General features: G+C 67.7%; 17 protein-coding genes, 1 tRNA gene and 1 pseudogene. 2 read left to right on the top strand and 17 right to left on the bottom strand.

Annotated elements, in window-relative coordinates; all coding sequences use genetic code 11:
• Positions 1 to 383 precede the first annotated feature (383 nt).
• From QZ271_RS09740 to QZ271_RS09820, 17 genes and pseudogenes are all read right to left on the bottom strand, one after another.
• The gene (locus QZ271_RS09740) at positions 384 to 1904 is read right to left on the bottom strand and encodes a DUF512 domain-containing protein (protein WP_291430943.1); all 1521 of its coding nucleotides are present in this window, start codon (positions 1902 to 1904) and stop codon (positions 384 to 386) included.
• Between the two features lie 136 nt (positions 1905 to 2040).
• Positions 2041 to 2505, bottom strand: coding sequence for a 6,7-dimethyl-8-ribityllumazine synthase (ribH, locus tag QZ271_RS09745; RefSeq protein WP_291430945.1), 465 nt, complete (start codon positions 2503 to 2505; stop codon positions 2041 to 2043).
• A 180-nt stretch (positions 2506 to 2685) separates the two neighbouring features.
• A complete protein-coding gene (locus QZ271_RS09750; protein WP_291430947.1) occupies positions 2686 to 3891 on the bottom strand; it encodes a bifunctional 3,4-dihydroxy-2-butanone-4-phosphate synthase/GTP cyclohydrolase II in 1206 nt (401 codons plus the stop codon).
• Entirely contained in the window at positions 3888 to 4562 is a 675-nt protein-coding gene (locus tag QZ271_RS09755; RefSeq protein WP_291430949.1) for a riboflavin synthase, read from the bottom strand. Before QZ271_RS09755 ends, QZ271_RS09750 begins: the two co-directional genes overlap by 4 nt.
• 128 nt (positions 4563 to 4690) lie before the next feature.
• Positions 4691 to 5791: a bifunctional diaminohydroxyphosphoribosylaminopyrimidine deaminase/5-amino-6-(5-phosphoribosylamino)uracil reductase RibD gene (ribD, locus tag QZ271_RS09760; protein WP_291430951.1), complete on the bottom strand. Its 1101-nt coding sequence runs from the start codon at positions 5789 to 5791 to the stop codon at positions 4691 to 4693.
• A gap of 334 nt (positions 5792 to 6125) precedes the next feature.
• Positions 6126 to 6866: a Sir2 family NAD-dependent protein deacetylase gene (locus tag QZ271_RS09765; protein WP_291430953.1), complete on the bottom strand. Its 741-nt coding sequence runs from the start codon at positions 6864 to 6866 to the stop codon at positions 6126 to 6128.
• Positions 6867 to 7470: 604 nt separating this feature from the next.
• Positions 7471 to 9507 (bottom strand): esterase-like activity of phytase family protein, encoded by a 2037-nt coding sequence (locus tag QZ271_RS09770; RefSeq protein WP_367114355.1) that lies wholly within the window; start codon positions 9505 to 9507, stop codon positions 7471 to 7473.
• Between the two features lie 32 nt (positions 9508 to 9539).
• Positions 9540 to 9929: a hypothetical protein gene (locus QZ271_RS09775; protein WP_291430955.1), complete on the bottom strand. Its 390-nt coding sequence runs from the start codon at positions 9927 to 9929 to the stop codon at positions 9540 to 9542.
• Between the two features lie 215 nt (positions 9930 to 10144).
• On the bottom strand, positions 10145 to 11008 hold the full coding sequence (locus QZ271_RS09780) for a carbohydrate ABC transporter permease (protein WP_291430957.1): 864 nt from the start codon (positions 11006 to 11008) through the stop codon (positions 10145 to 10147).
• On the bottom strand, positions 10998 to 11936 hold the full coding sequence (locus QZ271_RS09785) for a carbohydrate ABC transporter permease (protein WP_291430958.1): 939 nt from the start codon (positions 11934 to 11936) through the stop codon (positions 10998 to 11000). The genes QZ271_RS09780 and QZ271_RS09785 overlap by 11 nt, the downstream gene beginning before the upstream one ends.
• A 223-nt stretch (positions 11937 to 12159) precedes the next feature.
• A complete protein-coding gene (locus QZ271_RS09790; protein WP_291430960.1) occupies positions 12160 to 13458 on the bottom strand; it encodes an ABC transporter substrate-binding protein in 1299 nt (432 codons plus the stop codon).
• 314 nt (positions 13459 to 13772) lie between these two features.
• Entirely contained in the window at positions 13773 to 14453 is a 681-nt protein-coding gene (locus QZ271_RS09795; RefSeq protein WP_291430961.1) for a glycerophosphodiester phosphodiesterase, read from the bottom strand.
• 55 nt (positions 14454 to 14508) lie between these two features.
• The gene (locus QZ271_RS09800) at positions 14509 to 15552 is read right to left on the bottom strand and encodes a DUF4357 domain-containing protein (protein WP_291430962.1); all 1044 of its coding nucleotides are present in this window, start codon (positions 15550 to 15552) and stop codon (positions 14509 to 14511) included.
• A 212-nt stretch (positions 15553 to 15764) separates the two neighbouring features.
• Positions 15765 to 15838 (bottom strand) — tRNA-Gln (locus QZ271_RS09805).
• Between the two features lie 89 nt (positions 15839 to 15927).
• Positions 15928 to 18609, bottom strand: coding sequence for a DEAD/DEAH box helicase (locus QZ271_RS09810; RefSeq protein ID WP_291430964.1), 2682 nt, complete (start codon positions 18607 to 18609; stop codon positions 15928 to 15930).
• A gap of 79 nt (positions 18610 to 18688) precedes the next feature.
• A pseudogene (locus QZ271_RS09815) lies at positions 18689 to 19024 on the bottom strand (Imm10 family immunity protein); the annotation flags it as partial.
• A 63-nt stretch (positions 19025 to 19087) separates the two neighbouring features.
• Complete coding sequence (locus QZ271_RS09820; protein WP_291430966.1) at positions 19088 to 20149, bottom strand: bifunctional nicotinamide-nucleotide adenylyltransferase/Nudix hydroxylase; 1062 nt, start codon at positions 20147 to 20149, stop codon at positions 19088 to 19090.
• A 143-nt stretch (positions 20150 to 20292) separates the two neighbouring features.
• Between QZ271_RS09820 and QZ271_RS09825 the strand changes: the two genes are divergently transcribed.
• Both QZ271_RS09825 and QZ271_RS09830 read left to right on the top strand, forming a co-directional pair.
• Positions 20293 to 20784 carry a YbjN domain-containing protein gene (locus tag QZ271_RS09825; protein ID WP_291430968.1) on the top strand — a complete coding sequence of 164 codons (492 nt, stop codon included), beginning with the start codon at positions 20293 to 20295 and terminating at the stop codon, positions 20782 to 20784.
• Between the two features lie 330 nt (positions 20785 to 21114).
• A complete protein-coding gene (locus QZ271_RS09830) occupies positions 21115 to 21549 on the top strand; it encodes a methylglyoxal synthase (protein WP_291430970.1) in 435 nt (144 codons plus the stop codon).
• Positions 21550 to 21782: the final 233 nt, after the last annotated feature.

Genomic DNA, 21782 nt, shown 5'->3' on the forward strand with positions numbered 1-21782 from the left:
CTAAGTACGTTGAAGCTCACATTGCGCCATGCCGGGAAAGCGCCGGAACCTCTCCATTCCCGCTCCAACGTACTTTCTTCTGCTCCGCGCTCCGCGCGGTTTATCTATAAGATAAACGCAGTGTACTTAAGCCGTATTCAGACTGGACGGCCCGCAGAGCCGCTCAAGCGGCCACCGTATGAGACGGCTTCCGCTTGCTTCGGTGTATGGGGCGGCTGCCCTGTTCCCTGTGATGAACCTGACTGCTCATATGGACTCTGATTGAATAGGCTGCGAAGCCCGTTCAATCCGAGCGAATCGAGTGGGAGCCGAATCGGGTTCCGGACGTGGAGCTGGCCATCCGGTGAAGTCCCGGATTATCGGCGAAACAAACGGAATCCGTATCAGGCCTGGCCGCGCATGTTCTGCTCGGCCACCTGCACGGACGCCGGTTCATCGCGCCCGCTGTCCTTCACGGCGTGCGCGCTCATGCCCCACTGGTGGCCGCTGCTCTGCGCGCCCTGGAGGATCACGCGGGCCAGTTCGCCCAGCGTCGCGCCGCCCGGTCGGATATCCATACGTAGCTCGGAGCGCAGTTCGTCCAGGCTCACGTCGTCCAGCATCAGTTCGGTGCCGTAGCGCAGCGTGGTGGGCGGCACGATCAGCAGGTCCGCCTCGCCGGGCTTCACCGCGTGCCGGAAGCATCGGCCCGTCAGCAGGCCCGCCACGGTCGTGACCTTCCCGAACGTCTTGTTCTCGATGGCCCGGACCTCCAGGGTCAGGCCCCCGATGGCGCGCAGAGGCTCGACCGCGCGGTCCAGGGATTCGGCGAACAGTGAACCCGTACCCAGGATCACGCGCCGGGGTTCGGGCAGCGCCGCCGGGAGTTCCGGCAGGGCCTCGGTCAGGAAGTCGCGGATCATGCCCACGCCGTTTTCCAGCATCGGGAAGCCCTCGTACTCCTCCTCGGTCGGCAAGGGCTCGCCGGCCAGCAGGTACAGTTCGTCGCTGGGGAACACGAAACGCGTGCCGCGCTCGTTCAGGAACTTGCGGCGCCACACGTTCAGGCGGCGCAGGCTGTCCTGCGCTTCCTCCCGCGTGAAAGTCCGCACGTCCGGCAGGTTCGTGCGGTGACTGGTGAGGCCGATCGGCACGACCGCCGCGCTGATCACGTTCGGACGGCTGGCCAGGTACTCCACGGTCTCGTCGAGGTTCTCGCGGTCGTTGCGTTCCGGGACCAGCACGATTTGCGTGTACAGGTCGATCTGCTCCAGGCGCTCAATCATGGAGCGGATCTGCACGGCCTGCTGGTCTTTGACCTTCAGTCGCCACCACTTCATCATGTCCTGGCGCAGGTCCTGGTTGGCTGTGTGAACCGACACGTACAGCGGCGAGAGGTTCTCGTTCTCGATGCGCGCAATGTCTTCCTCGGAGAGGTTCGTCAGGGTCACGAACGACCCGTACAGGAAGGACAGGCGGTAATCGTCGTCCATGATGTACAGGCTCTTGCGAAAGCCGCGCGGCATCTGATGCACGTAACAGAAATCGCACTTGTTCGCGCACTTCCTGATGCCGTCGAACAGCACCTCCTCGAACTCCAGGCCCGGGTCCTCCCACTCCACGTCGAACGTGAAGGTGTCCTCCAGGCTGGGCGGGGTCGGCAGGAACAGCCGGTGGTGGTCCTGCGCCGTGCCCGCCACGCCCGTCATGACGCGCGGCGCCTCCTTGGGCCGGGCGATTTCCAGCGTCGCGCGGCCCTGCGACAGTGCGTGCCGGTAGGCCAGCACGTCCGTGACGGGTTCGCCGTTCACACGCAGCAGCACGTCACCCGGCCGCACGCCCGCCCGCTCGGCGGCGCTGCCCCCCTCGACCGATTTGATCGGTGCGGGAAAAACCTGATCCTGCATACTCTCGGCTGCCGTCACAACACATCACCCCTTTTCGGGACTCCAGTGGCGGCCCCGCATCAAGCACAACAGCTTAACAACCCCGCACGGAGCCGGGTGTGAGTCAAGGCGGGATTGGCGGGGTGGGCGCGAACGCCCCGGCCCCGCTCCCCGCCTACCCGATCTGTTTCAGCAGGTTCACCGTCTCGATCATTGCCAGGACCGCCTCGCCGCCCTTGTTCCCGGCCTTGATTCCGGCGCGGTTCAGGGCCTGCTCGACCGTGTCAGTGGTCAACACCCCGAACGCCACTGGGATACCCGTGTGCAGGCTGGTGTTCAGGATGCCGCTGGCCGCCCCGCCCGCCACGAAATCGTAGTGATCAGTGTCGCCCTTGATGACGGCCCCCAGGCACACCACCGCGTCGTACTGTGCACTCTCGGCAAGTTTGCGGGCGATCAGGGGAACCTCGTAACTGCCGGGCGCCAGGAAATGATCGAGGTTCTCGGTCTTCCCGCCGTGCTGCACGAACGCCAGCTCCGCTCCCTCCACCAGACGGTCCACGATCAGGTGGTTCCAGCGGGTACTGACAAGGGCGAACTTCAGGTCGGTGGCAAGCAGATTGGCTTCAATTCGGTTCATGGTGGGTCTCCTTATAGGTGATGGGTGGTCAGGTGCAGATTCCTGCACTCCGTCCTGCGCCCTTCTACGGGTCAAAGGACTGATACGGAGTGCGGTTTTGGGACCGGGCAGATGCGACGAGAAATGGCAGACGCCCCTGGACGGCATGGAGCGCCGTCCGTCTGAGGCGCTCTGCGCCGCTCAGGCGCCGCTGCCGTCCGTGCCGATGTGGCCGAGTTTGGCGGCCTTGGTGCCGAGGTACGCGGTGTTGTGGGCGTTCTGCCCGGCATGCAGGGGCACGCGCTCGACGACCTCCAGCCCAAAGCCGCCCAGGGAGTGCAGTTTGCGGGGGTTGTTCGTCAGGACGCGCAGTTGCCGGGCGCCCAGCAGGTGCAGCATCTGCGCGCCGATGCCGAAGTCGCGGGCGTCGGCGGGAAAGCCGAGTTGCAGGTTCGCTTCGACGGTGTCGGCGCCGCCGTCCTGAAGGTGGTACGCGCGGATCTTGTTGAGCAGGCCGATGCCGCGCCCCTCCTGGCGCAGGTACACGAGGACGCCGCGTCCCTCGTCGGCGATGGCCTGCATGGCCGCGTCTCGTTGCGCGCCGCAGTCGCAGCGCAGGGAGTGGAAGCCGTCACCGGTCAGGCATTCGCTGTGCACGCGCACCAGCAGGGGCTCTGGCGTGACATCGCCCATGACGAGCGCGACGTGTTCGGCGCCGGTCAGGGAGTCCTCGAAGCCGACGATGCGGAACTCGCCGTACCCGGTGGGCAGCCGCGCCTCGGCGACCCGCTGCATGAACGGGTCATGTTCCATGCGGTAGGCGATCAGCGCCTCGATGCTGCCGACCTTCAGGCCGTGCCGCTCACCGAAGGCCAGCAGGTCCGGCAGGCGGCTCATCTCGCCGTCGTCGCCCATGATCTCGCAGATCACGCCGACCGGCGCGAAGCCCGCGAGCCGCGCCAGATCGCAGCCGGCCTCGGTGTGCCCGGCGCGGCGCAGCACCCCGCCGGGCCGCGCGACGAGCGGAAAGATGTGCCCCGGACGGCGAAACTCCGTGGGTCTGGCCGCGTCGTCCATCAGGGCGGCAATCGTGGCGGCGCGGTCGAAGGCGCTGATGCCCGTGGAGTTGCTCACGTGATCCACGCTGACGGTGAAGGCCGTGCCGTTCGGGTCGGTGCTGCTGCCCACCATGGGGGTCAGGTCCAGCGCGCGGGCGCGGTCGGGCGTGAGCGTCACGCAGATCAGGCCGCGTCCCTCGCGCGCCATGAAATTCACCCACTCGGGCGTGGCGGTCGCGGCGGGCATCAGCAGGTCGCCCTCGTTCTCGCGGTTCTCGTCGTCCACCAGGATCACGGGCCGCCCGGCGCGCAGCTGCGCCAGCAGATCGGGGATGGAAGCGAGGCTCACGCCGTCACCTCCCCATCAGGCTGTTGTGGCTGATAGGGCTGTTCTGGCGTCCAGTCGCGCATCAGGATCAGCCGCTCGGCGTACTTGGCCATCTGATCGGCCTCCAGGTTGACTGTTGTACCCGCCGCCCAGGTGTGCAGCGTGGTGACGTGCAGCGTGTGCGGCACGAGCCACAGCGTAAATTCGTCGGGGCGCAGGTCGGCGCGGCTCCCGGCGGGGCCGCCCGCGTCCACGACCGTCAGGCTCACGCCGTCCACGGTGACGCTGCCCTTGGGCACGAGGTAGCGCGCCAGGTGTGGCGCGGCGCGCACGGTCATGGTGTACGCGCCGGGCTGGGCGTCCACGCGCACGATCAGGCCCACGCCGTCCACGTGCCCGCTCACGACGTGCCCGCCGAACCGCGCCCGGGCGGTCATGGCGCGCTCCAGGTTGACCTTCACGCCCGCCCGCCAGTGCGGGGCCGTTTTGGCGAGGGTCTCGCGGCTCAGGTCCACGGTGAAGCCCGCCGCGTCCCAGGTGGTCACGGTCAGGCAGGTGCCGTTCACGGCGATACTCTCGCCCAGTTCCAGGTCGTCCCACATGCGGGCAGGCTGAATGGTGACGCTCAGGTTGCCCTCGTTGTCAGTGGTGCGGGCAATCTGCCCGACCTGTTCGATGATTCCAGTAAACATACTTTGACCTCGGGTGAAGGAAGGCTCGGATTGATTCAGAACGGCGGCGAACCTATCGGAATCCGTTTTGCTCCCACTCGCTTCGCTCGGGTTGGTTCAGAACTGCACCGAATCAACCCGAGTCCGTTTCAGATACGCGGGATGTCGTTCAGCAGGCCGGTGATCAGAACATCCACTCCCAGCGTCTCGACCCTGAGGTCCCGCACGGCCTGCGCCCCGTGCATGGGCCGCTCGGGAGCGCTCAGGGGGCTCAGGCCCGCGCCAAGAAGTTTCGGGGCGAGAAAGACCCGCACCTCATCCACCAGTCCCTGCGCGAGAAAGGCGCTCAGGAGAGTCGGGCCGCCTTCGAGCAACACGCTGCCGACCCCCAGGTCAGCCAGTCCGCGCAGGGCGTCTGGCAGGCAGGCGGCGCGCTGCACGGTGATCCCGGCGGCCTCGTGCGCGGCAGCGTCGGCGTCCGGGGCGGTCACGAGGACGGCCCCGTCCCGCCAGGCGCGGGCGTGCGGGTCACTCGCCGCGCGGCGGTCGAACACCACGGGGCGCGGGTCACGGCCACCCGGCACGCCGCGTGTCGTCAGGGCCGGGTCGTCCAGACTCAGGGTGCCGCTACCGACCGCAATGGCGTCCAGTTCGTCGCGCCAGCGCATGGTGCGCCCGCGGGCCTCGGGGCCGCTCACGGCTCCATTCGCCTCGCCGGGCGCAGCGACCTTGCCGTCCAGGGTCATGGCGTACTTCGCCACCACCCACGGGCGGCCCCGCACCACTGCGCTGCGGAACCCCGCCTGCTGCCGCTCGGCCTGCGCCCCCAGCACGCCGAGCGCGACCTCGATCCTGGCGTCCCGGAGCTTCTGCACGCCGCGTCCCGAAACGCGCGGATTCGGGTCCAGCGCCGCCACGACTACGCGCCGCACGCCCGCCGCGATCAGCGCGTCCGCGCAGGGCGGCGTGCGCCCGTGGTGACTGCACGGCTCCAGCGTCACGTACGCCACCGCGCCGCGTGCCCGCGCGCCCGCCGCACGCAGGGCGAACGCTTCCGCGTGCGGCTCACCGGCCCTCGGATGAAAACCTCGCCCTACCACCGTCCCTTGCTGCACGATCACGCAGCCCACGGGGGGATTCGGCGCGGTGCGGCCCAGTCCTCTGGCAGCCTGCTCAAGCGCGAGCGTCATGAAGCGCTCGTCGGCAGGCAGTGCCGCCACCCCAGGGGGCAGAGCATTCACTTCATACATGGTCTGTCGCCGCCCGCCGGGGTGGCAGGCAGCGTTCCTCCTTCTCTCATCCGGACTGAATGGGCCACAGGCTCAGGGACGGCCCCTCACCTTTCTTGATCCGCCTAAGCGTCCGTGCGCGCCATAACACCGTCGGCTCCAGAATTCCACTGGATCGGGCCTGCGCGTGGTGCAGTCTGCGCGGGCTTCGCGGGCTGAGGCTCACGCCATCACCGCCGGTAGGGAATTTCACCCCGCCCCGAAGGAAGCGGCCCACCCCAGAGCGGGCCACCTAGAAAGTAACAGGCTTTCCCCGAACGGGTGTGGGAGAAATCAGACACCCACCGGGGAACAGTCAGCCGTTCCCCAGCAGAGCCGCCAGCCCGCGTGACGCGACGTCCCGCACGGCGAAGGTCATCTGGTGCGAGATCTCGGTCTCGGTGGGGTTGATCTCGATGGCGATCCCGCCGCGCCGCAGGGTCTCGGCGGCCAGTCCGGCAGCGGGGTACACGGCGCCGCTCGTCCCGATGACCAGCGCGACCTGCGCGGCAGCGAAGGCGTCCTGCGCGGCCTCCAGGGCGTCACCCGGCAGGAGTTCGCCGAACCAGACCACGTTGGGCCGCATGCGGTTCCCGAGCGGCGAGGTGGGCGGCGTGACCAGTTCGGTGGGCGCGGCGAGCGGGAAGGTCTGGCCCGTCACCTCATCCCGGGCGCTCAGGAGATTGCCGTGCAGTTCCACAACCCGCCCGCCGTGCGTACCACTGCCCGCGCGGTGGTGCAGGCCGTCCACGTTCTGCGTGGCCAGGAAGAACCCCGGCCCCTTCTGAGCCTCCAGCCGCGCGAGCAGCTGGTGGGCGCCGTTCGGCTGCGCGGCCAGCACGTCCCGGTAACGGCCCGCGTACCACTCCCACACCATCACCGGATCGCGGGCGTACGCGGGCGGACTGGCAAGATCCTCGGGTTTAAAGCGCGCCCAGTGGCCCGTCTGCGCGTCCCGGAAGGTGGGAATGCCGCTCTCGGCACTGACGCCCGCTCCGGTCAGCACGGCAACGCGGGAAGCAGAGTGCAGGGCAGCGCGGGCAGCAGCGAGATCCATGCAGCCAGGGTAACCCGGAGCGGGGCAGGAAACGGTCCCATTCTGACGGCGCTCCCGCCCGCAAAGGGGCATCTGTTGTTTTTTCTCGCATCCGCCCGGGTTGATCCGGAACCCCACCGAATCAATCGGAATCCGCCTACTACGGACTGCCGCTCCATTCCGCCACAGTCGGGAAGGCGCCGCCTGCGGCTCCATGCCGCGAAATCCGCCCTGTTCCCACTCGCTCCGCTCGGATAGATTCGGAACCCCACCGAATCAATCGGAATCCGTACAACCTGATCGCCACGAGAAAAAAGGGCCGCCCGGCCGGGGGAACATCGGCGGGCGGTCCTTGACGTGGGGCGGGGGCTGGGCAGGGCGCGGGTGATCACCGCGCCGTGTCTGCCGCATTCAGGATTTCAATGTGTTATGCGGACTGCGCTCCATACACCGGGGAGGGAGGGGGATTCCGGCAGGTCGGCGCGGGCCGCTGGCCGGGGTTAAAGACGTTGAAGCTACCATTGCGAGATTCCGGGAAAGCGCCGGAACCTCTCCATTCCCGCTCCAACGTCTTTCTTCTGCTCCGCGCTCCGCGCGGTTTATCGACAAGATAAACGCAGTGTACTTAGCGGCGGCCGACGCCGGGCGCGAGGGTCAGGGGCGCGTCGAGTTTCAGCCAGATGAACTCGTTGCTGTCCTTGACGGTGGCGCCGCGCCCGCCAGTGCCGGGGTAGTTGTTGTCGTTGGCGACGAGGACGGTACTCGCGTCGAGCACGATGACGTTCTCGATGGTCACGTACGGGAAGCGGAACACGCCGCCGGTCGTGCTGGGCGCCAGTCCCTGCGGGTCGGCGATGTTCAGCAGGTCGGCCAGCAGGGTCTTTTTCAGGGTGCCGTCGGTGTTCCGGTCGGTCAGGCTGACGCGGTAAAGGCGTTTGGTGCGGGCGGCGTCTCCGCTGCTGCTGTCGCGTTCGATCACGATCAGTTCCGAGGCGTTCACGGGGGTCATGTCCCCGATGGCGTTGGTGGGCGCGTCGAGCGGGTAACGGCCGGTCAGGGTCCACTTCTGCGTGGCAAGGTCAATGGCGTGCAGGCGCAGCTGGCCGGGCGTGTCGCCGGCCACGGTTTTTTCCAGCAGGGCGTACAGGGTCTTCCCGTCGGGGCTGAGGGTCAGGCCCTCGAAACCGCCGCTGCTGCCCAGCGTGGCGGCGCTGCTGCTGGCGCCCTGCGTGAAGGCGGGGTGCTGGGGGCTGCGGACTTCAGGCGCGGCGTACTCGGCGACCACCTTCGCGCCGGTGGCGGGGAAATCGGTGAACAGGCCGTCCACGCCCGCCTGAATGGCCTGCCGCATCTCGGCTTCGGGGTTGTTGGCGTACTGCGCGGCCAGGAAGGGGGGTTCGTTCCGGAAGGTGTACGGGTGCACGAGCAGCCCGGCGGTGTGTGCGCGTGTCACGAAGTCCGTGGTCTGCCCCTTGCCGTCGATGATCCAGCTCTTGCTGGGGCCGATGCCGCTGGCGTACGTGGCGATGTCACGCAGGCCGGCCAGGGTGGTCAGGTCGGCGTTCTGGCGGGGGTCCTTGCGGGCGCTCAGGTCGTAGGGCGCGCCGGTCTGGCCGCCCAGCAACTGCACGAGCGGGAGTTTCACGCCGGCAGCGGGCATGATGGTGCTGCTCAGTTCGCGCAGGTTGGCCGTCTCGAACGACTGGATGAACACACGCGCCGGGTCCGTGAAGCCTTCTTTCTTCAGGGTGTCGATCAGCAGTTGCGAGGTGTTCACGCGTGCCTGCGCGGCCATGAAGGTGGGGTGCTTCGTTTCGGGGTAGATACCGACCCGGCGGCCGGTGCGGGTTTCGGTCTCGCGAACCAGGGCGATGATCTCGCTCAGGGTGGGCACCTCGAACTGCCCGTCGAAGGTGCGGCCACGCAGGGCCGGGAGGCGCTCCACGGCGCGCAGGGTCTTGAGTTCCGCCAGCGTGAAATCCTCGACCCAGTACCCCGTGACGTCCTGTCCGTCGAGGTTCTTGGTCTTCACGCGCCCGGCGAATTCGGGGCGGGTGGCGACATCTGTGGTGGCCTCCGTGACCTTGCCGTCCTTATCCAGGACAGCCATGACCGGTTCGTGCCGGGCGACCAGCACGCCGTCTTTCGTGACGACCAGGTCGGGTTCGATGAAGTCCGCGCCGGCCTCGATGGCCACCCGGTAGGATTCCAGGGTGTGTTCCGGGCGGGTGCCGCTGCTGCCCCGGTGCCCGATCACGATGGGCGGCCTGCCGGTCAGGGTGCTGAGGCCCGCCAGGTTTGGGGTGGGGATGGGCGCACCCAGCAGTACGCCGTCCGCGCTGAAGTGCAGCAGGTACGGCCCGAACTCGTCGCCCACCCACAGGGTCCCGTCGGGCGCGATCACGAAACCTTCCGGGTCGAAGTCTGCGCCGGTCAGCAGGCGCTCCGGGCTGGCCTCGTTCACGATCTGCCACGGCACGCGCCGCTCCGGGTCACGCAGTTGAATAAACGCCCCTACCTCCACCTTCCCCGCGCCCTTGGGCGCGGTTTTCGGGGTGAGCGTCAGGCGGTGCAGGCGCAGCAGAGAATCGGCGCTGTTGTTCTTCGCGCCGAACCCGTTGTCACTGAGGAAGAGGTAGGGTAACTGCTCAGCAGGGTAAATTGCTCAGAATCTGAATTCAGCCCTATAAATTGCTAAGAAGCTGCTTTCAAATGACTGAAATTGCCGATATGGGCGAATTGGTTCGTCCAAGGCAGATTTGCAGTAACTATTATGCTCATACAAAACGGGAACAAGCGTTTTTTGCCGTGTTTATCGTGCTGAGCAGTTACGAGGTAGGTGCCGTCCCGCGCGAACTGCACGCCGCTGAAGCCCTGCACCGGCTGCCCCTGAAAGCGGGGCTGGCCGCGCAGGCCGTTACTCCACGCGCCGCTGGCCGGCCCGGCAGCGAAGGTATCGGCCGGCAGTTCCGCGTACCCGGCCAGGGTAACGGCCTGCGCGGACCCCACGCCCAGCGCCAGCGCACCGGACAGGCGGATCATGAGGGCTTTCATGGACGTGCGTGCGTTCGGTGAGGGATTCACATCTGTCAGTTGAAGCCGCGCACGTCAGAGGAACGTGCGCGGCCGGTCAGCCCGGAGTCAGGGACGTGCACAGGCATTCGGGGAGTGACCTTGAAGGGACGTCCGTCTGGTTTGGTAACTGCTCAGCTGGTTTGTTGATAACCCGGAACCCGCCCTGCTCCCACTCGCTCCGCTCGGATTGATTCGGAACTGCGCCGAATCAATCGGAATCGGTCTTACTTGTCCTCAGTGAGCGCGAAGCCCCGGCTGAACTGCTTTTGCAGGGCCGTGAACACGATCAGCGGCGGCAGGGCCGTGATGACCGCCCCGGCCATCACGGCGCCCCAGTCGGTCTGCCCGCCCACCTCGATCAGTTTGCGCAGGCCGACTTGCACGACCTGCTTGTCGTCCTGCTGCATGATGACCAGCGGCCAGATGTACTGATCCCAGGCGTACACGAACTGAATGACGGCCAGCGCGCCGATGGTGTTCGTGCTCATGGGAATCAGAATGTGCGTCAGGTACCGCAGCGGGCCGCACCCGTCGATGCGGGCGGCGTCGGCGAGGCTGGTGGGGATGCTCAGGAAATGCTGCCGGAACAGGAACGTGCCGGTCGCGCTGGCCAGGAACGGCACGATGATCGCGGCGTACGTGTTCGCCCAGTTCAGGTCGCGGCTGACCAGATCGAACAGCGCGATGATCAGCACCTCGGTGGGCAGCATCAGGGACAGCAGAACCAGGGTGAACGCCGCGCCCTTCAGCGGAAAGCGGAAGTACACGAACGCCAGCGCGGCCAGCAGGGCCAGCGTGGTCTTTCCGGCGGTGACGCACACGGCCACCACGAGGCTGTTGCGCATGTAGCGGCCCAGGTGCGCGTCCTCCCACACGCCCGAGAGGTTCTGGAAGAACGCGCCGCCGGGCAGCAGGCTGGGGCTCAGGACGATGCTGGACGTCTGGGTGCTCTTGATGACCGCGAAGATCAGGGGCGCGCTGATGATCAGGATCGCCAGGATCAGCGCGGCGTGCGTGAGCCACACGCCCCGCGCGCGGCGGGAACGGAGAGCGGCGCGGGTGGGCGGCGCGGCCGGCTTAACTGCCATAGTGCACCCGCCTCTCGCCCAGCCGGAACTGCATCCAGGTGACGAACGCCACGAGTGCCAGCATCAGGGCGGCCTGCGCGGCGGCCACGCCGGTCTTGAAGTTCACGAAGCCGTCCTGGTACAGCTGGTAGACCAGGAACGTGGTCGCCCCGGCGTGCCCGGTGTACGGTCCGCCGCGCGTGAGGATGTCCGTCAGGGCGAACGAGTCGAACAGCGCCGCGATGATGTTCGTGAACACCAGGAAGAACGTGATGGGGCTCAGCAGCGGGAACGCCACGCGCCAGAACACCTGCGCGGGGGTCGCGCCGTCGATCTCGGCGGCTTCCATCACGTCGCCCGGCAGGTTCTGAATGCTGGCCAGGTAGAACACGATGTTGTACGCCAGGCCCTTCCAGATGGCGGCCAGCGTGACCAGACCAAACGCCAGGGAGGGCGTGTCCAGCCAGCGGGGGCGCACGCCGAACAGTTCGCCCAGCAGCTGGTTGATCAGCCCGATCTCCGGGTTGAACAGAAACAGCCACAGCGTTCCGGCAATGGCGGGGCTCAGGGCGTAGGGGTAGATCAGCAGCAGGCGGTACGCGCCCGCGCCGCGCACGGGACGACTGGCGAGCCACGCCAGTCCCAGGGACAGCAGCAGCCCGAACGTGACGGTCAGGACCGTGAACACCAGGGTCTGAAGCGCCACCTGCTGGTACGCGGGACTGGACAGCAGGTCGGCGAAATTGGCGAGGCCCACGAACTGCTCGGTGCCCAGGATCACGTTCGCGCGGTACGCAGCCAGCCTGAGCGTCTGCAACGCCGGCAGGTAGATGAACACCGCCAGGATCAGCAGGCTGGGCAGCAGGAACAGCCACGGCAGCGCGCGGCCCCGGAACACGGCGTTCTCAGCGGCGTCCGGGGTGGGGCGGGCGCGGCCAGGGCTCAGCATGGGCGGGCGGGCGGGTCGGGGAGGGCGGTCATGCGGGGTACCTCCGGGGAACGGGTGCATCCGGGGAACGGGTGCATCCGGGGAACAGGTGCATCCCGGGAACACGGGGGCTGGAATGGCGCGGGCGGCCCGCCCTCCGTCATGGAGGAACCGGGCCGCGCGGCGGGCAGGACGGGTGGGCTCAGCGGCCGGTCAGGGCGTGACGCTGACAGGTCCCCGGCGCTTACTTGAAGTTCGCGTTGTACTCGGCCAGCGCGGCGTCGGCGCGGGCCTTGGTTTCCTTCAGGGCGGCGTCCACGTTCTGCCCGCCCAGGACCTTCTGCACGCCTTCTTCCATGATCTTGCGGGTCTGGATGGCCGCGCCGTTCAGGCCGCCGGCCGTGGCGGGGCTGGGCACGGTGCGGGTCAGCTGGTTGAACGCCACGAGTTGCAGGGGCGTCTGCGTGAACCAGCCCTGCTTGCGCAGCAGGTCAATGCTGCTCTGACGCACGGGGTAGTACCCGGTCAGTTTGTGCCACTCGGCCATGTTCTGCGTGTTTGTCATGTACAGCGCGAAGTCCAGCGCACCTTCCGCCTGGGGTTTGCTGACGCCCTTGCTGATCCACAGGCTGGCCCCACCGATGACCACGCCGTTGCGCTTACTGCCGTCCGGGATGGGCATGACGCCCACGCCCACGCTGAACCCGGCTTTCTTGGCGGCGTCGCGGATGTTGCCGATGTCGGCGGTGGACGTGATGTGGAACACGGTCTTCTGGTTCGTGAAGATGGCGTCGCTGCCGTCCCAGTCTTCCAGCTTGCCGGTGTAGGTGTAGTACTTGCGCTCCTGCATGGTCTTGAAGAACGAGAAGATGTTCTTCGCGGCCTGGCTGTCGAGGTTCGTGGCGGTCGCGCGGCCCTGGCGGCCGTTGCCATTGTTCAGGAGGGGCGCGCCCTGCTGCGCCATCCACTGCTCGATGAACCAGCCGTTCAGGCTCATGCCGAAGCAGGTGGTGTCCAGCTTGGCCGCCTCGATCTTCTCGCAGGCCTTGATCAGCCCGCCGTACGTGGTGGGGGGCTGCTTGGGGTTCAGGCCCGCTTTCTTCATCAGGTCCTGGTTGAAGTACAGAACCGGGCTGCTGGAGTTGAACGGCAGGCTGTTCACCTTCCCGCCGATGGTGTAGTAGTTGATGACGGGCTTGATGTAATCGCTGAAATCAACGTTCTTGACGCTGCTGACGGGCTGGAACGCGCCGCTGTCCAGTGCCAGCTGACTGCCGACCTCGAAGATCTGCACGAGCGCCGGGGCCTTGCCCTGCCGCGCGGCGAGGATGGTCGCCTGCAGGCTGTCGTTGTAGCTGCCCTTGTAGCTCGGGACGACCTTCACGCCGCTGTGCGTCTTGTTGTACTCGTCCGCACGGGCCTGAATCCAGCCGCTGCGCTTGGCGTCCCCGAAGGAGTGCCAGAACTCCACGGTGGTCTGCGCGGAAGCGAGAGAAACGTTCGTCAAGCCCAGCAGGGCCGCCGTCAGCAGTATTCGGTTCATGAAGTGCACCGTAGGCCCATTGCATCAGGGCGTTGTCAAGCGGTTGTGAGCCGCGCGACCCGCAGAGCGTTCCTTCACACTTCCCGCCGGAGTCCGAACAGGCAGTCCCCGGCACCGACAGTCGGGCCATGTTTCTGCGCCCTGCGACCAGAACTGCCCCCACTGGGTTGGACGCGAACCCACGCGCCCCGTCTGCCCGCTCCGCTCGGATGAAACGGTCTTTTCAAACCATTCCACTGGACTTCGCATGACGGGTGATGGTCAGCGGTGTGTGCGCCGAATGCCCCTCAGTGCTCCTGCCCGCCCACGCCTCTTCAGCGTGCCGTCAGCAGCACCTCCGGCAGGTCGCCGATCAGGGCGTCCACGCCGAGTGCCCTGAGGCGGGCCACCTGCGCGGCGTCGTTCACGGTCCACGTGTTAACGCGCCAGCCGTGCGCGCGGGCCTGGGCCATCAGGGCGGCATCGATCAGGGGGTGCATGGGGTGCAGGGCCGCCGCCTGCACGCGCCGCATCACCAGCGGCACCAGATCCAGCGGCCCGGCACGGAACGCACGGTGAAACAGGAAGCCGCGCTCAATCTCCGGCGCGTGATACCGGGCCGCGTCCAGCACCAGCGGACTGAACGAACTGACGATCACCCGCCGCGACAGCCCGTGCGCGCGAATGGCGTGCAACGTGCGGTGCACCCGGTCATCCGGGCGAGCAGCCTCGAACTTGATCTCCACGTTCACGAACGCCCCCGTATCCGCCGCCCAGGCCAGGGCGTCGTCCAGCGTCGGCACGTACGCGGGCAGACCGGCAGCGTTCATCTCGGGCAGCAACCCGCCCGCCTTGAGCGCCGGATCATGATGAATGACCAGCGTGCCGTCCATCAGGCGGCGCACATCCAGTTCCACGCCGTCCAGACCGGCATCCAGCGCCGCCTGAAACCCGGCCAGGGTGTTCTCGGTGTGCAGTCGGGGCGTACCACGGTGACCCAGCAAAAGCGGCTTCATACCCCGCAGGCTACCCGCCCAGCGTCAGGTGCGCCCACTGTTCAGGGCACGGGGGTCAGGATGTGGGTTTGGCGCGGTACGCGTCTGCCAGCTGCCCGCTGTCATCTTTCCAGCACACCCAGCCGTTCTTGGACGCCCCGGAGACCGCCACGGCCGCCATACTGGGACTGTCGAATACGACGTCCCGCTCGAAGCGCAGCAGGGCGCCGTCCAGTTCGCGCAGAACGCCGTCTGCGAGTTGCTGTGTGCGGCGGCGGCGCAGGGCCTGCGCGTTCGAGCCTTCGCCCTGAATGCGGTTCAGCGCGGTGCTTCCGGCCAGGACCGTCCATGTGCCAGCAGCAGGACGGTATTCCGCGTGGGCCACCGCCGTTCGCGTGCGGTAACTGAATGGCACGCACTGAGCATCCTGTGTCGGTACGCTGATTGACCGGCCCAGTAACGTGTCGCGTTCAGCTTCGGTGATGCGGTTCATCTCGGCGGCGGCCTGCGCGGCGAGGTCGAAGGTGGCGATTCCGAACTGCTGCCGGACCTGTTCGACCAGCGGGGTCTTCTCGCGGCGGATGCGGGCCTCGTCGAGCCGCTGCTGCTGCCGCTGGCGGATGCCGTGCAGGGCGTCCGGGAATCGCCCTGCACGCCAGGTGTCCACGTCGAGCAGCGCGGCGAGGTCGCCTGCGAAGGTGTGGCCTTCCTGCCCGAGTTCGAGTTTCAGGGCCACACGGTCCTCCCAGCGGCCCGGCAGGTGTTCGTCCAGGACCGCCCAGACGCGGCCGTTCGTGACGATGGCCCAGCGGGTGCCCTCGTTGACGGCGTACGTGGCGGCCTGCTGGTAGTGGGCGGCGCCCAGGGTGACGTTCATGCCCTTGAGTTCCAGCGCGAACGCGCCGTGCCCGCTGCGGATCAGGAAGTCGGCGCGGTTACCCGTGGCGTTCGTTTCTTCGGGGACGACCTCGGCGGGATTCCAGATGTCGAATCCGGCGGCGTGCAGCACGCGCAGCACGATGGCCTGCCGGACGACGGCCTCGCCGGGGTTGGGGGTGTGGGTCAGCCAGTCGTGGATGGCGGTCACGGCTTCCCGGATGCGGTCTGGCGCGCTGGGCATGTGCGGGCAGCATAGCAGCGCGGACGGCGTGCCCGGCACGGAAATCGCCGCCTCCATTGATCCGGGGACGGCGCGTTGGATGTGGGGCGTCAGCGGCCGACGGTGTAGCGGACTCGTTTCGGCTCATGATGATGCGATCAACAGCGGGCGCAGGTGGAAACGGCAGCATGCAGAAACGGCCCGCCGATGGTGGTCGGTGAGCCGCTGGGTTCTGGCAGGGATACTAGGATTCGAACCTAGACAAGCAGATCCAAAATCTGCTGTGCTGCCATTACACCATATCCCTATGGACGTTTCCGGCGCGCTCAAGTATAGCGGCGGGTCTCGTTTGGGGTCAAGCGGACGGCAGGGTCGGCGGCGTGTGCGGGGGGAGGTTCAGCGGGGTGCGGGCGCCGCCTCGATGACGGTCAGTCCGGCGAATTTAAGCAGGAGGCGTTTCTGACCCACGCCAGGGAAGTACACGAGGACCTCGCGGCGTTCGCCCTGGTGGAAGCCCTGCATGAACACGCCGTCCCCGAATTTCGCGTGGCGCAGGCGCAGCGGCTGGGTGGTGCTGACGGCGCGTTGCAGTTCGCGGCTGGGAATGCCGAGGCGGGCGCTGACTTCCGGGAGGCTCAGGCCGTGCAGGTCCAGCAGTTCGCGGGCCTGGAGGGGCCAGCCGACGGGCGGGGCGAGCGGCTGGTCCGGCTGGTCGGGCAGCGGCGCGTGCGGGGCGGCGCCGGAGGTGTGTTCGGGCCGCAGGTGCGCGGGGGGCTGGTGCAGCTGCTCGTCCGTGACGCCCAGTACCGCCTGAAGGAACGCGCGGGTGGCGTGCTTGTCGGTGGGTCGGCGTTCCCCGCTGGCCAGGGTGGGCGAGTAGCAGCGGCTCACGGCGATGCACTCGAAGCAGCCGTGCGGGTTCTGGCAGCAGGTCTTGGCGGTCAGGTCCAGCGCGCGGCGCAGCAGGTCGTCCATGTGCAGCGAGGCTCGGCGCGATACGCCCAGGCCGCCCAGCCAGTCGTCGTACAGGAAGAAGTACGTGTCGCGGCCCTCGCGGAACGCGCCGGACAGGTCGTTCTCGTCGCAGGCGACCCGCTCGGGCGTGACTTTTTGCAGCAGGTGTTTCAGGGTGTGCGCCACAGCGGTGGGGTAGTCGGTGGCGCGGGCGTCCACGCCGACTTCCAGGGCGCTGGTACGGAACGGGGGGAGTTCGGTGGGCGTGTCGTACAGGTGCTCGGAGAGCTTGTGGTCCTGCATGCGGTCCTGAATGCGCCCGCCGCATTTCACGCAACTGCGTTCGGCGGGTCCGGGTTCGCGGTCGCAGCCCACGCAGACGCGCTCGAACACCTGCCGGAGCATCTGGTAACCGGTGTAGCGGCGGCGGATGACGACCTCGCCGTGCCGGTACGCCAGGGGGCCGCGCTGCACCCACCGGCCCATCTCGCGGGGCGTGACCTCGATGGTGTACAGGCCGCGCGTGAACAGGTTGGCGGTGTCGTGCCGCTCGACCAGGATGACGGTGCCGCCCTCGTGTTTCTCCCAGCGCACGACCCGGTACCCCTGGCCGTCCAGGGTGAACACGGCGCCCTCGTGCTTCTCGGTCAGGGCGTAGTGCTGGCTGGGGCTTTCCAGGGGGTTGTCCAGCGCCTTGACACCCAGCCGCTCCCAGTCGGCCGCCTCGACCACCACGTACTTCAGGCTGCCCTCGCCGCGCAGGTTCCAGTAGCGGGGCGCCGTGAGAGCGGCCGCGTGCGGTTCCGGCAGGCCCGCCGCGTGGAATTCCTCGTTCGCGCGCGCCTGATGCCGGGGCGACAGGTACGGGTTGTTCGCCTCCACGACCGCCTTCTCGATCGGGCCGGTCAGCAGGTCAAGGAAATTCCCGGCGTTGCTGTAGAACGCATCGGCGGGCTGCGGGACGCCCTGCTCGTTCAGGGACGGCAGGTACAGCACCAGCCCCGGCGCGATCCGCCCCGCGCGGCCCGCCATCTGCCGGAACGCCATGCGCGAACCCGGGTACCCGTCGATGATCACGACCTCCAGATCCCCGATGTCCACCCCGGCTTCCAGGGCGTTCGTAGCGAACATCACGCCGCTGCGCGTCCGGCGGAACTCGGACAGGCGGCCCTCGCGGTCACTGGTGCCCGCCATGTACAGGTGCGCGCGCCCCGCGTACCCCGGCTGCGCCCGGTACGTGGAGTACAGCCGCGCCGCCCGCGACCGCCCCCGGAAGAACGCCAGAATCTTCAGGTCGTAGCGGGCGCTGGCGTCCATCACGGCGTTCCAGAAACGCCTCGGCTGCCCCCTGTGATCCGCGAGGTAATAGCGTTTCCCGTGCCGCTCGGCGCCGGACTCGCTGACCTCGGTGGCGTCCACACCCGTCAGTTCCCGCGCGAACTCCGCCGGGTTCCCGATGGTCGCCGTACTCAGGATCACCTGCGGGTTGGCGCCCAGCGCCCGCGCCAGCCCCAGCAGGCGCCGCAGCATGCCCGCCACCTCGCTGCCGAAGCCGCCCCGGTACGTGTGCGCCTCGTCCAGCACCAGGAACGACAGGTTCCGCAGAAAATCCCGCACGCCCGGCTGCACCAGCGACCAGTGCAGTTTGTCCGGCGTGGCCGTCACCATCCGCACGCCCGGCCGGAACACGGCCGACCCCTGCGCCGAGCCCTGAAACGACGCCACCTCCCACCCAAACCCGCCCCGCTCGCGGAACTCCAGCAGCTTGTCCCGCTGATCCTGCCCCAGCGCCACCAGCGGGTACACGAACAGCGCCGTCGCCGCCGGATCGCGCTCCAGGCGGTCGAACACCCCCGGAAAGAACGCCCCGGTCTTCCCGCTCGCCGTGGGCGTCGTGATGATCACGTTCTCACCCGCGCGCATCAACTCGAAGGTGCGCGCCTGATGCGCGAACACCGCCGGGAAGCCGAAACCGCGCGCCACCGCGTCGCTCCAACCCAGCTCCGAGACCCCCACCGTCCGCGCCGGGACCGGCTGCTCCTCGTGCAGGCGCGTCGCCCCGCCGCCCAGCGTGTCCCGCAAGAACCCCTCCAGGCGGGCGTAAGGAGAACGGGCGGGCAACACCCGCACAGTCTAGGCGCGGCACGCGCAGGTGCAGGGGAGTTGCGTCACGGTCGGGCCGGGTATGGGAGGCAGAGATAGTTCAGCCGAGGCGGATGTCGGGCGTCTCACCCAGCTGCGAGAGGACGCGTATCAATCCACTCTGAATATCCTTCCACTGATCCATCACAGCCGTCACGTCAACGGTGATCCCGGTAATCCCCAGCCGCTGTTGAGCGTCCTGCGAAAGCGTGAATGTCAGCACCTGCTCGTTCAGAGACACGGTCAGAATCCCCCCGTAGGTGCAGGCTCCGCCTCCCAGCACGAGACAGTAGGTGTCCATACCCAGCTCCCCGTCCTGGCCATCGTCGAACAGGCTGATCTGGAAGGCGACGCTGCTGTCTTCCCGGTCTGGTCCCTCGTCGAACATGACCATGAAGACCTCAAGCTCATCGAAGTCACCGACCTAACAACGGGCAGGGCACAGATTCATGGCGACACCTTACCCGCGCATGACGAAGTGTTCGATGATGGCGTGGTGGTCCTCGAAGAACAGTTCGGGGCGGGCGAGGACGTCGCTGATGGGCATCCAGAGGGCTTCGCTGGCGTCGCTGCCGCCGCTGAGGCGTGGGAGCTGCCCGATGCCGAGGTCGAAGTGGTAGGCGTGCGTGACGGTGCGGCCGCGCAGGCTGCGGTCGGGGTAGTCGAAGACGGCCTGTGAGCGCAGGGCGGCGGCGAGGTCGATACTGGGGTTCAGGCCGGTTTCCTCGTGCGTTTCGCGGATGGCGCAGGCCAGGAGGGTTTCGTGCTGTTCGAGGAACCCGCCGGGCATGGCGAGTCGGCCCCGGCCGGGCAGTCCGGCGCGGCGGACGATCAGGACGTGGCCGCTGCGGGTGATGACGGCGTCGGTGGTCACGAAGATGGGCGGGTGGGGCGCGTCTTTCCAGGCGGCGCGGTAGGCGCGCAGGTGGTCGTATTCGGCTTTCAGTTCGGCGTAGTCGGGGCCGTGCCGGAAGGTGTCCAGGAAGGCATTCACGGCGGGTGGGACCATCCGGGCGGCGTCGCCGTGGCGGCCTTCGAAGTAGGCGCGGCGAACGTCGGTGGCGCTGAGGTCGCTCACGACATGCGTGGGGATGAATTCCCAGGCAGGGAAGGAGCGGAGGTAGTAGCTGCTTTCGTCCTTGATGTGGCCGATGAGGGCGACGTCGGTGCTGCCGCGCGTGTGGGCGTGCACACCGGCCTGGACTTCGCTGAGCCAGAGGGTTTCGTTGTAGTAGTAGTCGCGCACGTGGACGAACAGCAGGCGGGTGCGGGGAACGCCGGCTTCCTGAAGCATGGCGGTGATGAGGTCCTCGCGTTCGTCGGCGGTGAAGGGGTTCTTGGTGTTGCGGGCGGCGCGGGCGCTGCCGATGACGATGACGAGTTTCTGGACGCTGTGCAGGGCCTCGAGCATGACGTGCAGGTGGGCGGTGTGGGGGGGTTCGAAGCGGCCGATGTACACGCCGAAGGTGCGTTTGCGGCGGGTGGGGGTGGGGGCGGCGGGCTGGGAACGCTCTTCGGTCATGATCCTCACGATGTCACCGCCGCGCCGTGAGTTGAGTGAGGACTGGGTGGGGGGTGCTGCTTACTTCTGCTGGGCGGGACATGGAACATGACACCCGGTGCAGGTCAGCGCACGTTCCCTGGGCTGGCGTCGTACTGTGAAGCATGAACAAAAATCTGGTGTCTGCTGCGCTGCTCGTCCTCACCCTGTCCACCCCGGCCCTGGCAGGCGGGGCGGGCGCTCCTGTGACCGGTGGGCAGGTGGTCGCCGCGACCCCCGCCGCGCTACTGGCCGCCCTGAAGGCCGCCGGGTACCGCGTCACCATGGACCCGGTCAGCGCGGACAGCGACCCCAGCATGACCGTCAAGGCCGGCAAGTACGAGATCAGCGTGTGGCTCAGCGACTGCACGGCCGGCAAGTGCAGCCGCGTGACGGCCAGCACCTTCTGGGATTACAGCGACAGCGAGGACGACCTGGATACCGAACTGACGAACGACTGGAACGGCAACTACTACACGCAGGCGTACGTGTACGAGGGCGCGTACTACCTGGATTCCACCATGCCGATCGCGGGCGGGTACACCAGGGCGACCCTGAAAGCGTGGATGGCCGACTACCTGAGCGACGTGAAGGACTTCGAGGTCGAACTGCCCTGAGCGCAGTGCACGGCCTACGGCGCCAGGAACGTTGAAGCTGACAGTGCGAGATTCCGGGAAAGCGCCGGAACCTCTCCACTCCCGCTTCAACGTACGTCCTTACCCGTTCCATCCGAGCGGATGCAAGTGGGAACGGGGCGGACGGACGGGGTGTCTGCCGGAATTCGTGGTGGTCGGGACGCCGTGTCAGGGCGTGTGGGGCGTGGCGCTGGGGCCCGGTTGCGCCGCCTGCGCATTCAGGACGCCGGGCAGGCGGGGAAGCGCGCCGCGCGTGACGGGCCAGGCGTGAGAGGCCAAGTGTGACAGGCCGCGCATGAAAGAATGTCGGGCATGACTGCAGCAGATTCCGCCGCGCACACACAGCCTGACACCCGTCGGCAGGTGGCGCTGATCGCGCACGACAAGAAAAAGCTGGAGCTGGCCCTATTCGCGCTGAGTCACCGGGAAACCCTGCGGCACTTTCACCTGGTGGCGACCGGCACGACCGGCGGCATCCTGGCCAAGCAGACGGGCCTGGCGGTCGAGCGGGTGCTGTCCGGACCGCTGGGCGGCGACCAGCAGATCGGAGCGCGGGTGGCCGAGGAGCGCGTGCTGGCGGTGTTCTTCTTCCGCGACCCATTGACCGCGCAGCCGCACGAACCGGACGTGTCTGCACTCGTGCGCCTGTGCGACGTGCACGACATTTCACTGGCGACCAATCCGGCCAGCGCCGAGGCCCTGATGCTGTGGCTGCGCGAGCAGATCCGTGGCCCGTCCGTCAACTGATACGGACTGCGGTTGATTCGGTGCCGTTGCGGTGGAGTCCGAGCCTGTGCGGGCAGGACCGACAGACGCCCCTGGGCCGTATGGAGCGCAGTCCGTATGACGCCGCGCGTGTGGTTCGTTGACGACCGGTGACCATACCTTGCCCACGCCGCGCCCGGAAACCGCTGTGCGCCCTCTCGCAGCCGCCCGGATTGAACGGGAGTTGTACACCATTCAATCGGAGTCCATTTCAT

Source organism: Deinococcus sp. (assembly GCF_018260555.1).
In the GTDB taxonomy this organism is placed as follows: Bacteria; Deinococcota; Deinococci; order Deinococcales; family Deinococcaceae; genus Deinococcus.